This window comes from Fibrobacter sp. UWH4 (assembly GCF_900142475.1).
In the GTDB taxonomy this organism is placed as follows: domain Bacteria; phylum Fibrobacterota; class Fibrobacteria; order Fibrobacterales; family Fibrobacteraceae; genus Fibrobacter.
This window is the reverse complement of the sequence record NZ_FRAY01000001.1, coordinates 103,253-119,442: the sequence shown is the minus strand read 5'-3', so window position 1 is coordinate 119,442 and position 16,190 is coordinate 103,253. Positions and strand designations below refer to the sequence as shown.

At 52.4% G+C, this 16,190-nt stretch carries 12 protein-coding genes, 1 pseudogene and 1 riboswitch; of the genes and pseudogenes, 10 read left to right on the top strand and 3 right to left on the bottom strand.

Annotated elements, in window-relative coordinates:
- Positions 1 to 70 precede the first annotated feature (70 nt).
- Both BUA93_RS00450 and dusA read left to right on the top strand, forming a co-directional pair.
- Entirely contained in the window at positions 71 to 895 is an 825-nt protein-coding gene (locus tag BUA93_RS00450) for a tetratricopeptide repeat protein (protein WP_072976483.1), read from the top strand.
- 117 nt (positions 896 to 1,012) lie between these two features.
- Positions 1,013 to 2,044 carry a tRNA dihydrouridine(20/20a) synthase DusA gene (gene dusA, locus BUA93_RS00445; protein WP_072976482.1) on the top strand — a complete coding sequence of 344 codons (1,032 nt, stop codon included), beginning with the start codon at positions 1,013 to 1,015 and terminating at the stop codon, positions 2,042 to 2,044.
- Positions 2,045 to 2,053: 9 nt separating this feature from the next.
- Here dusA and BUA93_RS00440 read toward each other — a convergent pair whose 3' ends face one another.
- Positions 2,054 to 3,379 (bottom strand): NHL repeat-containing protein, encoded by a 1,326-nt coding sequence (locus BUA93_RS00440; RefSeq protein ID WP_072976481.1) that lies wholly within the window; start codon positions 3,377 to 3,379, stop codon positions 2,054 to 2,056.
- A 786-nt stretch (positions 3,380 to 4,165) separates the two neighbouring features.
- On the opposite strand from BUA93_RS00440, the gene BUA93_RS16720 reads away from it, so the two are divergent.
- Entirely contained in the window at positions 4,166 to 4,225 is a 60-nt protein-coding gene (locus BUA93_RS16720; RefSeq protein WP_371359293.1) for a hypothetical protein, read from the top strand.
- A gap of 764 nt (positions 4,226 to 4,989) precedes the next feature.
- On the opposite strand, the pseudogene BUA93_RS16715 reads toward BUA93_RS16720, so the two are convergent.
- Positions 4,990 to 5,499, bottom strand: a pseudogene (locus tag BUA93_RS16715) (TonB-dependent receptor); the annotation flags it as partial.
- 4 nt (positions 5,500 to 5,503) lie between these two features.
- A riboswitch (cobalamin riboswitch) is annotated at positions 5,504 to 5,705 on the bottom strand.
- Between the two features lie 59 nt (positions 5,706 to 5,764).
- Between BUA93_RS16715 and BUA93_RS00430 the strand changes: the two are divergent.
- The 7 genes from BUA93_RS00430 to BUA93_RS00400 all read left to right on the top strand — a co-directional run bounded on the left by BUA93_RS00430 (position 5,765) and on the right by BUA93_RS00400 (position 15,007).
- Positions 5,765 to 6,532, top strand: coding sequence for a BT1926 family outer membrane beta-barrel protein (locus tag BUA93_RS00430; RefSeq protein WP_072976479.1), 768 nt, complete (start codon positions 5,765 to 5,767; stop codon positions 6,530 to 6,532).
- Positions 6,533 to 6,540: 8 nt separating this feature from the next.
- Positions 6,541 to 8,232, top strand: a complete 1,692-nt coding sequence (locus BUA93_RS00425; RefSeq protein ID WP_072976478.1) for a PCMD domain-containing protein — start codon at positions 6,541 to 6,543, stop codon at positions 8,230 to 8,232.
- A 20-nt stretch (positions 8,233 to 8,252) separates the two neighbouring features.
- A complete protein-coding gene (gene nadA, locus BUA93_RS00420; RefSeq protein WP_072976477.1) occupies positions 8,253 to 9,269 on the top strand; it encodes a quinolinate synthase NadA in 1,017 nt (338 codons plus the stop codon).
- A 76-nt stretch (positions 9,270 to 9,345) separates the two neighbouring features.
- A complete protein-coding gene (locus tag BUA93_RS00415; RefSeq protein WP_072976476.1) occupies positions 9,346 to 10,014 on the top strand; it encodes a hypothetical protein in 669 nt (222 codons plus the stop codon).
- 32 nt (positions 10,015 to 10,046) lie between these two features.
- Positions 10,047 to 11,276, top strand: coding sequence for a DUF6588 family protein (locus BUA93_RS00410; RefSeq protein WP_072976475.1), 1,230 nt, complete (start codon positions 10,047 to 10,049; stop codon positions 11,274 to 11,276).
- Between the two features lie 53 nt (positions 11,277 to 11,329).
- Entirely contained in the window at positions 11,330 to 12,865 is a 1,536-nt protein-coding gene (locus BUA93_RS00405) for a carbon starvation CstA family protein (protein ID WP_072976473.1), read from the top strand.
- The gene (locus tag BUA93_RS00400; RefSeq protein WP_072976472.1) at positions 12,866 to 15,007 is read left to right on the top strand and encodes an SF1B family DNA helicase RecD2; all 2,142 of its coding nucleotides are present in this window, start codon (positions 12,866 to 12,868) and stop codon (positions 15,005 to 15,007) included.
- Positions 15,008 to 15,144: 137 nt separating this feature from the next.
- On the opposite strand, the gene BUA93_RS00395 is transcribed toward BUA93_RS00400, so the two are convergent.
- Positions 15,145 to 16,167: a branched-chain amino acid aminotransferase gene (locus BUA93_RS00395; protein ID WP_139257704.1), complete on the bottom strand. Its 1,023-nt coding sequence runs from the start codon at positions 16,165 to 16,167 to the stop codon at positions 15,145 to 15,147.
- Positions 16,168 to 16,190 lie beyond the last annotated feature (23 nt).

Sequence of the window (16,190 nt, the reverse complement as noted above, 5' to 3'; positions counted from 1 at the left end):
AGGCACGCAGTGCCGACCTCATTACTCAAAGGGGCAACGCCCCGAGCTCATACCTTTCTATATTTAGCGTATGGCTAAAGTAGTTCAAATTACCGCTGAAAATTTTGAAACCGAGGTCGCTCAGGCCTCCGAAAACCGCGCCGTAGCGGTGCTTTTCTCTTCTGCAGAGTACCCCGACTGCGCACCATATTCCCAGTTGCTGGGGCAGCTTTCTACCAGCATGGACTTTACGCTCGGCGTCGTAAGCTGCGACGAACGCGAAAACATGCAGCTGATCCAGGCATTCCGCGTGCGCTCGGTACCCGAAGTTCACATTGTCGACAAGGGCCAGATTGCAGACGTCATCCAGGGCGTTCTCCCCGAAGCAGACCTCAAGAAGCGTCTTGAAAAATTCTTCGTTTCAGACGAAGCACGTTTCCAAGCAGCCCTCGAAGACGCCATTGCCCAAAAGAATTTTGACCAGGCGCTCCCGATGCTCGACGAAGCGCTCGCCAAGACCCCCGACGACAAGAAGTTGCAGCTCTTGTGGGCCAAGGCAAGCCTCGGCATGGGAGACACTGAAAAAGCCAAGGAAGTCCTTGCCAAGTTTACCGAAGCCGACGACCAGTACCGCGAAGCGAAATCGCTGCTGGAACTGCTGGACTTCCACGCCGAAGCCGCCAAGAAGGACGTTCAAGGTAAAGAAGCAATCGTGTACCACGAAGCATGCAAGCTCGCCTGTAGCGAAGATTTTGAAAGTGCCTTGCAGGCGTTCCTGAACCTTTACGTAGAAGCTCCGGAATGGAACGACGGCGCCGCAAAGAAGGCGATGCTTACTTTGTTCGGAGTTCTCGGGCCGAAGCACGAACTCACGTGGAAATACCGCGCCAAACTCAACACGATGATGTTTATTTAGTGGCAGTGGGGTCGAGCCTTCGGCTCTCTGAGGCATGAGCAATGAGCAAAAAACTCAAAGCGAAGCGACCTCACAGTGCTTTAGCATGACCTCACACCTCAAAGCGAAGCGACCTCTATGAATCTTGACTTTAACCGCAGATTATCTATTGCCCCGATGCTTGACTGCACCGACCGTCACGAACGGTATTTCTTGCGGTTACTGTCGAAGCACATTCTGTTGTACAGCGAAATGGTCACGACTAATGCGCTGCTGCATACCGATCCGGACCAGTTCCTGCGCCATCAGGAATTCGAATACCCCGCGGTGCTGCAACTGGGCGGCTCTAATCCCGCCGATTTGGCCAAGTGCAGCAAGATGGTCGAGCAGTCCGGCTTTCAGGAAGTCAACCTGAATTGCGGCTGCCCTTCAGACCGCGTGCAGAATGGCAACTTCGGCGCATGCCTCATGAAAGACAAGAACCTGGTCGCCGACTGCTTCAAGGCCATGCAGGACGCCGTAAGCATTCCCGTATCTATCAAGTGCCGCATTGGTGTCGACGAATTCGACTCTTGGGAATTTTTCCGCGACTTTATCGGCACCATTGCAGATGCGGGTTGCCGCGTGTTCATTATCCATGCCCGCAAGGCTTGGCTCAAGGGCCTAAGTCCCAAGGAAAACCGCGAAGTTCCACCGCTGCATTACGACTTTGTGCACCGCCTCAAGGCAGAAATGCCTCAGCTGAACATTTCGATTAATGGCGGCATCAAGACGCTTGACCAGGTGCAGGAACAGTTGCAGGATTTAGACGGCGTGATGGTGGGGCGCGAAGCTTACGAAAATCCGTGGTTTCTGCGCGACGCCGACGAAAGAATTTTCGGTGACACCAACGGCGACGAAATCCATCATGATTCTTCATGGATTCCCTCCCCTCTTCGAGGGTCGGGAATGACTAGTCGCAAAGCGCTGCTCGAAGCCAATCTCCCTTATGTAGAAATGGAAGCTGCCCGCGGCACCCCCGCCACGATTCTGGTGCGCCACCTGTACGGACTTTTTAACGGCAAACCCGGCGCCCGCAAGTTCCGCCAGTACCTCGGCGAAAACGCCCCCAAAACAAATAACCCCGCGGAAATGATCCGCAGGGCGATGGACTTGGTTACGGAACCTTAAGGTTCTTCATTAAAGCAGCGTAATGCTGTACGGAGCGAGAGCACCCTCCACAGATTCAACCGCCGAGGCCTTGCCGTCCTTGACAACAAAGACCTTTTCGTTGGCATAGCTGCGGTCACCTACGTAAACAACGCCCCCCTTCACAGCGAGGGAGCCTTCGGCATCGGCAACGCCTTCAACCGTAGAGGCTGTCTTTGCAGCAAGATCAATCTTGGCAAGAGGCACATCGCCATAGGACTTGTAAATGGCGGCATAGGCAATTCCGTCTTCGGCGGCAAAGGCATAAATACCACCACCAAGAGTCTTGCCAGACACGATCAGTTCAGATTTCTTTTCGGCAAGATTCACCTTTTCAATACCGCGTTCTTCATCGGCATCGGTGCCATAATCGGCATTGTATTCGCCCTGGCTTGCCACATAAAGACTACCGTCAAAGAACGTCATGGCAGTGGGGTTTTTCTTAAGCAACTGCACAGTATCCTTCAGGTCACCAGTAGATGCATCGTAAATGGCAAGGAGGCCCTTAGGATAAGTCGTTGCCCAAGTAGCCGGATCCAGCGTGTAGCGCTGCATCAACACATAGAGCTTGCCGTCGTTAAGTTCAATGTCAGCTACATACGGAGAGGTTTCGCCTTCGTAAGCAAAATCCGTTGTCTTGATAGACTTAGAAATCTTGCCATCCTTGGTAGAAATCCTTACAAGGGAGTCTGCGTTCTGGAGAGCAACCCAGGCGTTTTCGCCGTCGAAAGCCAAATCAACCGGGTTTGCGTTATCGTCCAGCGAAATCTGCCAGACAACGGCCTTTGCACCCTTTTCTTCAAGTTCCTTGGAATTCAACTTCGTGATATTGTCAGCCTTCATACGTTCGAGAACATACAAATCGGAACCGTTTGCAATCACCTTGGAATCCTGGAAGAATGCTACGCTCTTTTCAGAAAGCTTTTTACCGTTGATTACCCAGCGGAGTTCACCCGTGGTATAGTCAGTGCCAAAGACAGCTGCCGTTACCACATCTTCGGCAGAAGAGCTGCTGACTTCCTCGACAGAAGAAGAACTTTCTTCCTTGGCAACAGAGGAGCTACTTTCGTCCTTCGTCACAGAACTGCTGCTTTCGTCCTTCGCCACAGAACTGCTACTTTCATCCTTTGCAACAGAGGAACTGCTTTCAGCCTTGACACTAGAGCTGCTAGCATCGTCGTTGGACGAAGAACTGAGTTCCGTGTCGTCGCCGGCGGCCAACGCCGAAGAGCTAGAATCGTCGCCGCAAGCCACGAGACCGAATGCAAGGCTTGCCAAAGCAGCGCCCGCGATAAGTTTATTTTTCATCTGTTTCATTTTTTTCCTTTTCTGGCTTTACGCATTTAGCGCGGGGGCTAGAACCCCTGTATGATTGTGAACTTGTATTCTCGCCCAGGCATAGGGAAGGGCGTATAGAAATTTCGATACTTTTCGTCGGTAATATTATCCACGGTAAAAGTCAATCGGGTCTTATCGAACGGAGAATACGCAAGGTTTGCCCGATGCGTTGCCACGGCAGGCTGATCCATCTTATTCGCTCGATCACTATAAATTACGCTTCGCCACTGCGAAGTCCACGTAAAATCAAAATGCAACGGCAAATGGATTGTCGCCTCGGCAAAATAGTCGCGTGCAGGCTCACCAGGAAGCATATTACCATGGTACGTATTAGAACTACTCCGGTCTTCTGTTTTTTGGAAGGTCGCTCGCAACAGCACATCCAGGAATTTTGAAGGACTGCTATTAAGTTCAATTTCCGCACCGCGCACAAGCGACCGAGCCACATTTTCGGCACGCAAGAGTTCCACCGAAATAACCCAACAAATTCCATCTTGTATATGCGACTCAAAATAAGCCGCACGAAGCGTTGTGTGTTTCCCAGGGAATTTGTAAAGCCCTGCCACCTCAAATTTAGTGGCCTTTTCACGTTTGAGGTCCGGATTTGACAATGCACCGGGGAATGTTCCATAAAGCTCCATCAAGGCGGGCTGCTGGTAAAAACGTCCTATCGAAACTTCACCAGTCAAAGGCGATTCGGAAGCACCCAAGCGCGTATAAAGCCTTCCCGCAAAAGAGGCATCGCGATCAGCCGCATCTTCTAGTATATGCGATCCAGAAGGCTGCACAAAAACGCCATCATTCAATTCATCTTTCAAAAATTGAGCTGAGCCTTCGCCTCCCAAGCCACCATACTTAAATATCTGGTAATACAAATCACCTGAGCCCATCAAAGTCCACCTATCCAGAGACCATTCCTTAGAATCGCCTCGCGCCTCGGCCCGTTCCCACTCCCCTGCAATACGAGCAGAGCCCTTCAAGCGTTCTATAGGCGTAAAATCAGCTGAAATCTCAGGAACAATTTTATAGGTAGCGGCGCCATATTCCATAAAACGATTGTTGCCATAACCGATATGGTCTAACGGATAATAGGCACTCGACAAATTCTTGTCGAATCGCGCAGACAGTCCTCCATACAAGAAAAGTCTATCATCAAAGTAACTGTCTGATTCAAGACTATAACGAATGAGAGCCGACTCCCCTACAAACTTTGCCACTTTGGTTTGCTGCTCTTCTTTGCCTGGGTTGCCGCCCTCGTACCGGCTTGCCGTTACCGCAAGCGTTGAAAAATAGCCGTTCCCGTGCAACATGCGGAACTGGACATTCCCAGATACATCGGTGTACTTGGCATTTTCTCGCGTTGCCGTATAGTCGTCTTCGTCGTTGTACTGCGTACCATTACGGTTCAGGTATTCATAGTCATTATCGCTATGGCGTGTCGCAAAAGACGAAGCAAACATAATGCTGTCGGTCACAGGAGCCGCCACCTGGAACGAGCCCTCCCACGTATTGTGGTTTCCGTAGGCCGCTAAAACTCGTCCGCCCTTTTTCACGGCATTTTTCGTGACAAAGTTAATGGCACCGCCAAGCCCCGACACACCAAATTTCGCCGGGACATTATTCTTGTAGACTTCGACTTTTTCCATTTGGTTCAAGTCGATGGAACCTAGATTCACTGCTCCACCACTTGCATCGTTCAGGGGAACTCCGTCGACACAGATCATGATATTGCGCGCCGCTATTCCTCGTATCGAGACCGTCTGAAAACTACCGAGTCCGCCCTGCCTGTACGACTGGATTCCAGGAAGCGTCGAAAGCAAGTCCGCAGCAGAAAGCGCCTTTCCTTCCCAGGCCGCAGCGGTAATTTCGGTATAATTTGCATCATTATTGAGGATTGTTTCGCCCTCGGTCACCACATCGGTCACGCCGAGGTCACGGACGACCGTCGCATCATCAGTGGCGACCGACTTTGCAGAAACAACTGAAATATCCTCCGGAGCATTTTCCGAAGTTGCAGCCACGGCATTACCTGCGCCAATGGCAGCCCAACACCAAAGAACCGCAGTGTATGCGGCTTTGTAGAATGACGTCGTTCGCATCGTTCCTCAACATCACATTTCCCACAGTTCTTCTGGCTCGGGGATCAACCTACTTCCGGCTCCTTCACACATGTATTCCCTTTCGGTTTCCACGCATTGGCTTATGCCGGTTTCGTCCTCCCTTACAGCGGCGCGACCGCTCCCGGCTTTCACGGGATTCTCTCCTTGCCGCACCCAACTAGGCAACGGCAAGAGCTTTTCAGGGCACAGGAAATTTTGGCAACAAATATAGTAATAACGGACAACAATTTTTTTATTTGAGCTCATGAGAGCTTTTCTTTTTACCCTCATCGCATTTGCAGTACTTTTACACGCAGAAAACCAAGCGGTCCCCGACTCCGCCAAAACTGCCAAGAGTAGCGGTCTTCTAGAAGCACTATTTGCTGTCGAACCCGACGAATCCATCGCCAAGGGGCACATCCTCACTGGCGCCACGTTCTCGCTCATCCAGGGCAGTACCGACGACGACGCCCTGGACATCATCATCGGAGATATCTACAAGGCCGAAGGATCCATGTTCTCAATCGAAGCATTCGGCGGCTACTTCATCCGCGATGCGCTCGCCATCGGTATCAGGGGAGGCTACTCCCGCACCAAATTCGACATTGACTTCACCCTGCTCGAAGACCTCGGCGACCTCAAGCAGCACCGTCAATATGTCAGCAACGGATTTTTCTTGCAACCTTTCGTCAAGAACTACCTGAAGGTTCTTGATTCCAGAACCGTCTACCTATTCAATGAAACGTCGGTTTCCTTCGGCTATTCGTACGGAATTTCGCAGACGGATGACGGCGAAGATCTCAACAAGACCCTTAGCAACACCTGGTCAATTCGAATCGGACTTGATCCGGGACTCTGCATCATGATCTTAAACGGAGTTGCCATCGAAACATCCGTCGGACTGCTCGGCTTTACGACGAGTGTCATTGAAGTCGAAGAAAACAACGAGACCCACAGTGAAGTGGTCTACAACATCGCAAACTTTTCCATCAACTTGCTAGCGCTTGACCTGTCGCTGGTCTACTTCTTCTAGGAGCTATCATGGGGATCAAGAAAACTGTTTTAAAATGGGCCGCCATAGCGGGCATCCTAGCCACTACCGCTTCGTGCACCGCCGATATTGACACTTTCGGAACATCCGACTACAGAGTCCTCAACGAGATCTCGTTCGAGGAGCAGGACGGAAGGCCATCCATCAGCGCTAACGAGCAACGCATCGCAGTCAAGCTCAGTTCAAATAAAGACTGTTCCTGGGATTCAGTCACCATTGACGACCTGAGCATCAGTTCTCTCGCCACATTCCACACGGTCTTAGATTCCATTGGTTCTTTCCCCAAGGATTCGACCGTACTGGATTCATTGGCACGCAAGGTCAGCTACGAAAGCAAAAAAATCAAGATAGGCTCCAAGATAGAAATTCCCGAAAACGACACTCTTTACATTGTCGTTGTCTCGGAAAGTGGCATTCCCGCCCTCTGGCAAATCGCCTTCTCGAAGCCCTCGGAATCATGCGACACCAAATCCGACAAGGATTCCGACAAGGAAAAATCCTCTTCTTCGGCAAAGAGCGAATCATCGAACAAGTCTTCGTCTTCGACAGGTAGTGATTCCCCCAAGAGTTCCTCCTCGGCATCATCTTCAGAATCGAACAAGACTCCGGATTCCCCGGCATCCACAGCCTCGTCCTCAGAAAGTTCAGAAGAAACGCATATTCCTGCCGACGCCCCCAAGATTCTTTCGCTCAAGATAGCCTCCATGGAGGCCACCATCGACAGCGGCAAGATTCACATTCATCTGGACACGCTCCCCTTCCTCGCGGATCTTTCGAACCTGGAGCTCACCGAACTGGAACTTTCTGAAGGCGCCACCTGCGAAAGCCACAAGACCGGCGAAACCTACGATTTCGGCGTCGGGCAGGAAATCGTCATCAAGAATTCCGACGGCGAATCTATCACCTACATCGTCAAGGCGGGCTACCAGATTCCGGGATCCGATTTCAACGACTGGAATGGAGATGACGTTATTCCCGATTCCCTCTGGGGCAACGCAAACACACTCATCACGACCACAAAAAAATACACCTCCGGATCCATGACAGGCGCAAGGATTGCCACCACGGCTTTACTCGGCAAGACCGCAAGCGGAAGCCTGTACAGCGCCGATTTCAACCCGAATAACGTCGGTACGCTTTCGATGGCCAATTCTTCGACCTGGCCCGACGGCAACGAGCTCATCGATTTCGGCAAGCACTTCAATGCAAGGCCGGAATATGCCGAAGTCAAGTTCTCCTATGACGGCAGCGGCGACAGTTGCGACATCTACATTCTCCTTGAAAGCCGCGATGGAGACAAGAACATCAACCGAGGTTCCGACGATATCAACAAGCTCGTCGCAAGCACCTGGTACCGTTCTACCACCAATGACAACACCGGCCGCGAAAACCCGGACGTCGTCAGCATTTCGGACAAGGACGAAAACGGCATGCGGACCCTGCGCCTCAAGTTCCGCTACGGCACGCCACTCGAAAATTCCCCTATCGAAAACTCCTCCACTTTCGCCACCTCGCTACAGTCCTCGAATAAGTCTGCCATCGACAATTCGCTGATTCAAGGTGAGGGGAATGAATCCGTCACCCATATCCGCGTCGTTTTCGCCTCGAGCGCCGACGGAAACCATTATAAGGGTGTGAAGAACGCGACTTTGATTATTGACGACCTGAAACTTATCTACTAGCACTTTCTATATTTATTCCTATGACCGCAGAAGAACTTTACAATCGTCTCAAGACCATTCAGCCGGGCGCCGTGCTTTGCACCTATTCCATGGAAAAGTGCGAACAGATGCTCCCGCTCATCAATGAAATCAACGAACTCAAGAAAGAACGCGACGCCGTGATTCTCGCCCACAGCTATGTGGCCCCCGAAATCATTCTGGGCGTTGCCGACTACGACGGCGATAGTTTCAAGTTGAGTCAGGACGCCACCAAGGTGAGCGCGAAGACGATCGTATTCTCTGCCGTGCGCTTTATGGGCGAAACAGCCAAAATTTTGAACCCCACCAAGGACGTTCTCATTCCGGGCCCGCTTACGGGCTGTAGCCTCGCCGACTCCATTACCGGCGCCGAGGTCAAGGCTCTCCGCGAAAAGTACCCCGACCACACCTTCGTGTGCTACATCAACACCACCGCCGACGTGAAAGCGAACTGCGACGTGTGCGTCACCAGCAGCAACGTGATGAAGATTGTCTCTAGCCTCGAAAACGATAAGATCGTGTTCGTTCCCGACGGACTCATGGGACAGAACCTCATCGACGAAATGCAGAAGCGCGGCATCAAGAAAGAAATCGTGCTCCACAGCGGCTGCTGCTACGTTCACGAGACCTACGATTCCGAGCTCATCAACTTTTTCCGCAGTCAGAATCCGGGCCTCAAGGTGGTGAGCCACCCCGAATGCCACCCGGGCGTCGCCCTCCTCAGCGACTACGTGGGCAGCACCGGCCAGATGGTAAGCTACATCAAGGAACAGCCCGAAGGCACGCCGTTCCTGCTTCTCACCGAATGCGGCCTGAACGCTCGCATGCAGTACGAATTTCCGAACAAGACCTTCATTGGCAGCTGCAGCATGTGCAAGTACATGAAGTCGAACTCGCTCGAAAACATTCTGGAAACCTTGCGTCATCCGGAAAAGGCGCAGCACGTAGAACTTGACGAAGCAACCCGCGTTGCCGCCAAAAAGTGCATCGACGCGATGTTCTACTACGCTGCAAAATAAAATTTGGGATTCAGATTTCAGAAATAAAAAATCTTCGAACTCCGAATTCCGAAATCTGAATTAATAAGAGGAAACAATGAAGTTTAAAATCATCACTTTGGTCCTTTGCCTTCTGGCAGGGTTAACCTTTGCTGAAGAGTACTACTGGCCTCGCACATATTACGTTAGCGCGGGCTTTGGCGCCCAAGTTTCCAAGGGTGATTTCAACGAGCGTGCCATCTCTGGAACGGATTCCGCAGGAGTCAAGGGATACATACACCCGCCCGCACTCGAATTCGTCGCGACCCCAGACCTGATGGTAGGCGTCAACCTGGGAGCATTCTCGCTCGGTCTCGGCTTTCAGTATTGGACATCCGAACAGGTCATGGCGGGGTTTCCCGACGAATCTTATAGACAGGACACACGAATCTGGCGAGCAGGCCTCGAAGTTACATACAACTTATTCTGGCCTGATTTTTTCCAGATTGGACTCGGCCTCGGTTACTCCTACTCTAGCGTAAAGTCCGAAAACGCAGCCTTGTTCGGTACCGACGTTTACGACGCGGAGTTTATGGGATCTGCGGTGGCCTTTATCGCAAACATCCATTACTACATTACTGAAAACATCGCCATGGTACCCGCACTCAAGTTTTACGAGAGTTGGTTCAAGAACGTGCATTGCTCCCGTATAGACAATAATGATCTGGATCCGTACCTGTGGCAAACCTTCGTTCTCGCCACCGTATCGATTCAATACCAGTTCTAGGCTCCTTAAATTTTTTCTAAATTTGGCGCGGTATGAAAAAATCCGCCCTTTTTGCATTTCTTATTCTTGGACTTGGCTCCGCATTCGCAACCGACGAAGACGGCTGGGCCTCCACCTACGAATCCCTCTCGGCATTCCAGAAAAGTCCCGTCTCTAAAGACGGTTCTTTAAACCCCTATGCCAACCGTCCCGGTTACGTCAAGCCCATTATCGACAACCTGGGCAATGTGCTCAACAGCAACTGGTATGTGAGCGCCTCGGTTCCGCAAAGTTTCACCTTCGAAGCGGGTCTCCCCATTTCAATCATTTCTATTGGTGACGACGACCGGAATTACACCGAGAATGCGGAATTCCTCGGTCAGTCCATTGCCTACGAAACGCCGACCATTTTCGGTGATCACCGCGACATGACCCAGGCTGACGACGGAAGGATTTACGGCAACAAGACGCTGAACGGCCTGGGCGTATTTACCTACCCCTACATCCAGCTAGGCGCAAGTTTCTACCATGCACGCGTGGTCTTCCGCGGAATGTTCCTGCCCTCGATCAGCGAACTGACCAAGTTCAACCTGTTCGGTTTCGGCCTGCAGTACAGTTTCGGCCATTTTTTCCAGTACATGTTGCCTCCCGCTGCCCAGCCGCTTGACGTGAGCATCGTCTTCGGTTACAACACCAGCGGCATCGGCTACCGTCCCGAGGACTACGAAGGCGATCTCAATCTCGACGTTTCGACGACAAATTTCGCAATCGTCATTGGCTACAAGCCCGTCAGCTTTATCGAAGTCATGATGTCGCTCGGCTACCAGAGCGCCGAAATGAAATCTTCGGGACATCTGCTTTGCGTCGCCAAGCAATTTGGCAATCCAGACTACTCACGTGGCTACGGCGCCACCATCGATCCCGACATTACCGTCGAAGGCAACAACGGATTCCGTTTCGGTCTGGAAGTTGCATTCCAGTTGGGCAAGTCCTTCCACCCCGTCGTCGGTTTCGATTACGCCGGCAAGAGCAGCTTCACGACCAACGTTCTCTACTTCAAGCAACAATTCGGCGAAGACAAGACTCCCGACGAAATTGCCAAGGAAAAAGGTTTCGTTCGCGGAGCAAAGAAGGCCGAGCAAACAACGGAAAGTTCCGAGCAGCCGAATGAGACTCCCGCAGAAACCAACGACGCTCAGCCAAAAGAAACAACGGAAGCCCCTGCCGTAGACGAGGCTTCTTCCGAAGAGACATCTACCGACGATTCCTTTAACGAAGAGTAAGGACATTCTACCGTCTACTTTCTACTTTTAACTTAAAACAAAGAAGGCATCACATGATTACATTCCTGATCGGTATCGCGATTCTTATCGGCGGATACTTTACTTACGGAAAATTCGTTGAACATGTCTTCGGCCCCGACGACCGCAAGACTCCCGCCCTCGAAAACCCGGATGGCGTTGACCGCGTGGTACTTCCCCACTGGAAAAACATGCTCATCCAGCTTTTGAACATTGCAGGCATCGGTCCTGTGATCGGCGTGATTCTTGGCATCAAGTTCGGCGCCATCGTGTTCATTCTGCTGCCTATCGGCAACGTGCTTGGCGGCGCCGTGCACGACTATTTTAGCGGCATGGTCAGTATGCGCAACAACGGCTACAATGTGCCGGCACTTTCCCGCAAGTTCCTGGGCAAGGGTCCAGCCAAGGTCGTGATGACTCTGATTTCGGTCGCCCTGATTTTGGTGGGCGCCGTCTTCACCAACACGCCTGCCGCTTTGATTAACACGCCAATTCTTGCGGGCTCTGCCGTGTCGCCCACCTTGTTCTGGGTCGCGGTTGCCTGCATTTTCGCCTACTACTTTGCAAGCACCTTCTTCCCCATCGACAAGATTATCGGCCGCATCTATCCGATTTTCGGTGCGCTTTTGATTCTTGCTTCTCTCGCGATTTTCGTAGGCATTGTCCCGAACTTGAACGTTCTCGATGAATTCTGCTTTAGCGACATCATGAGCAACTTCCACAAACATCCGGCTGGCCAACCGATTATCCCGATGCTCTTCGTGACCATTGCCTGCGGTATCATTAGCGGTTTCCACAGCACGCAGAGCCCGCTTGTCGCCCGCACCGAAGTCACCGAAAGAACAGGCCGTCAGACCTTCTACGGCATGATGATTATCGAAGGCCTGATCGGTATGGTTTGGGCCGCCGGCGGCATGTTCATTTACCACCAGATGCCGGAACTTTTAACCGGCGCTTCGGGCGTCAAGGTCTTGAGCGTCCTCGTTTCTACCGTGATTCCCTGGGCTCCGATTTCGATTCTCGTTGTCGTGGGCGTGATTGTCCTTGCGATTACCAGTGGCGACACGAGCCTTAGAAGCCTACGCCTCACGATTGCAGAACTCACCGGCATGGAACAGACCTCCATTCGCAACCGTCTGCTCCTTACTGTGCCTATGTTCGCCATTTGCGCCATCATCATCTTCTGGAGCAATCTGAACCCCGAAGGATTCAATATTCTGTGGAATTACTTTAGCTGGAGCAACCAACTCATGGCCGTGTGCAGCCTTTGCGTGGCCACGGTTTACCTGCGTAGCAAAAAGAAGAACTTCTGGATTGCACTCATTCCGTGCATGTTCATGACCTTCATTACTTGCGACTATATTCTTTGGGTGAGTCCCGAAAACCTGAAGGGTGCTCCGCTGGGCTTCGGTCTCGACTACAAGACCGCCCTTGTGATTGCCCTGCACGACGCCGTCATTCTCGGATTCCTGCTTTGCACTAGGGGCAAGACGCTCACCAAGATGGAAGGTTTCGATCCTGACCGCTGGAACCCCGAACTGGACGAAGGCAAGGTCCCCAAAGCTCAATAAATGGTTCTCGAAGGTTCCGTCAAGTCCATTACCTTTCATAGTCCGCAGAACGGCTTCACCGTGCTGCGGCTTATTGATAGCAGCACGAAGAAGGTGGTGGTCGTTACGGGCACACTCCCTGAACTTTCCGTAGGCGAAAACCTGCGCTTCGAAGGGGACTGGGGACGCCACCCTAAATTCGGCGAGCAATTCCAGGCCAAGCATTTCGAAATCGTCGAAACGCAAAGCAACAATCTGGAAGCCTACCTCGGCAGCGGGCTTTTCCCAGGGATAGGCCCTAAGACCGCAAAGGCCATCGTCGAAACTTTCGGCGACGAACTTCGCGACATTCTGGACTACGAGCCCGACCGTTTCCGTGCCAAGAAAATCAAGGGTCTTTCGGCCGCGAAGGTAGAACAGTTCCTCGCCAGCTGGCAAGAAAATCGCCACAGCCGCGAAACCTTATTGTTCCTCTACAACCACGACATCACGGGCAGCGTTGCAAAAAAGCTGTGGATGAAATTCGGGCAGGACACCATCAGCAAAATCCGCGAGAACCCCTACATTCTCTGCGAAGAAATCTGGGGAATCGGATTCTTGAAAGCCGACGAAATCGCAATGAAAGTAGGCATCCCCAAAGACAGCCCCATGCGCCTGCAAGAGGCAATTCTTTACTCGCTGCAAGAAGCTTCACTTTCGGACGGTCACTGCTATTTGCCGAGCAACGATTTAATCGGCCGAACCCTCAAGAATTTGCGCATCGACGTCACCGACGACGACGCGATTCAAAATCTATTGGATCAGTTCAAGCGCATTTGCGAAGCGGGCCGCATCAAGCGCCACGGCGAAGACTGCTTTTACCCGTCGCTGGACAACGCGGAGCAGAAAATCGCAGACATCATCAAAGCACGCCTCGGCGAAAATGAATTGCCGACTTACGGCTTCGAGCGTGAGCTCGTGGACTGGGAACGCGAACACAAGTTCAGTTTCGACCCCGTGCAGCGCGAAGCCATTCGCCTTGCGACCGCACACAAGATTTGCATCATTACCGGCGGTCCAGGCACCGGCAAGACCACAATTCTCAAGGGAATCCTTCACCTTGCCCGCAAGATGGGCGAAAACATTCTGCTCGCCGCCCCGACGGGCCGCGCAGCCAAGCGCATGGGCGACTGTTGCGGCGACAAGGCCTACACCATCCACCGCCTCTTGGAAGTCGACCCCGTCACCAAGAAATTCAACAAGAACGAATTCAACAAGCTTGACTGCAACTTGCTGATTGTCGACGAATTCAGTATGGTGGACACCTGGCTTGCCGCCTCGCTCCTGGACGCCGTCCCCGAAACGGCCCGCATCGTCTTTGTAGGCGATGCCGACCAGCTTCCGAGCGTGGGCCCGGGCAACGTACTCAACGATCTGCTGCAATGTCCGCGCATTCCAAGTGTGCGCCTGCAGCACATCTTTAGGCAAAGCGGCGGCAATGACATCGCCGACAAGGCCGCCAAAATCAATCAGGGCATTACGCCGTCGCCCATCGAAGGCCCGAACTTTCACTTTGTTCCGTTCGAAACGCCCGAAGAAGCCAAGCTGCATTTACAGCAACTCATTGCCACCGGCGTCAAGAGCAAAATCGACATCGACCTTAAATCCGATTTGCAGATTCTTGTCCCCATGCGCAAAGGCCCCCTCGGCATCATCGAGCTGAACCCCTTCTTGCAAGACCTCTTGAACCCGGGCGTTCCGCGGCAAAAAATGATGGGCATCGGCTGGAGCGTGGGCGACCGCGTCATGCAAATCAAGAACAACTACGACAAGAACGTGTTCAACGGCGATGTCGGAATCGTCTACAGCATCTACAAAGAAAAGCGCAAAATCGCCGTCTTCTTCGACGAAAAACTCATCACCTACCAAGACGACGAACTCGACGAACTGCAACTCGCCTACGCCTGCACCATTCACAAGAGCCAGGGTAGCGAATACCCCGCCGTCATCGTGATTCTCGATTCCAGCCACTACGTGATGCTGCAGCGCAACTTAATCTACACCGCCATCACGCGCGCGAAAGGCCACGTGTGGATTCTTTCTGCCCCCGGCGCCTTCCACCAGGCCGTCCGCAACAACCGCAGCACCCGCCGCTACACGCGCCTCAAAGAAAGACTAAATTAATTCAGAATTCGGAGTTCAGAATTCGGAATACAAAAAATCCCGCAGATTTCTCCGCGGGAATTTTCAAATTCGCTCATACCTCGAAGCGAGTCGAAGACGAGCGACCTCATCGCTTAAAGCGACGGAGTCGCGACCTATTACAGTTCCACCACTTCAGTCCAGCCAAACGGGTCTTCCGCTTCACCGAACTGGATAGCAGTGTACTTCGTGAAGAGTTCCGTACAAACCGGGCCCGGATTCTTACCGTCACCGTAGGTGAATTCCTTGCCGGCAACCGGATCCACGATCTTCTTGATCGGGGTGATCACGGCGGCGGTACCGCATTCGGCAGTTTCGGAGAATTCAGCGAGTTCTTCGAACGGGACCTGGCGGCGTTCCACGGTATAACCGAGGTGTTCAGCCAGCTGCTGCAAGCTCTTGTTCGTAATCGACGGCAAAATGGATTCGGACTTCGGGGTCACGTAGGTCTTGCCCTTGATACCGAAGAAGTTTGCCGGACCGCATTCGTCGATGTACTTCTTTTCCTTTGCATCGAGGTAAATGGTGCTGGAGTAACCGAGCTTCTTGGCTTCTGCAAGGGACTGAAGGCTAGCGGCGTAGTTACCGCCGACCTTCACCGTACCCGTACCCTGCGGAGCGGCGCGGTCGTAGTTGCGGCTGATCATCATGTCCACCGGCTTGAACCCGTCCTTGAAGTACGGACCCACCGGAGTCACGAACATCATGAGCAGGTATTCGTCGGCAGGCTTCACACCCACTTCCGGGCTCATACCGATGAGGAGCGGACGGATGTAGAGCGTTGCACCGTAGCCATACGGCGGAACAAAGCGCTTGTTGGCCTTCACCACGGTGTGAACCATTTCGCGGAACAATTCAACAGGCGGCACAGCCATGAGCACGCGGTTAGCGGTGTTCTGCATACGCTTCGCGTTTTCGTCGACGCGGAAAATACGGACCTTGCCGTCCTTGCCCGTGTAAGCCTTGAGGCCTTCAAAACCTTCCTGGCCGTAATGCAAGCAAGTAGCGGCCATGTGGATGCTAATATCCTTGGAAGAAGACAGCTCGATTTTGCCCCACTGACCATTGCGGTAGTAGCAGCGTACATTGTAATCGGTGTCATAATAACCGAAGGGGAGCGTCTTCCAATCGACAGTGTTCAAATCAAGCATATATTCACCTTTTT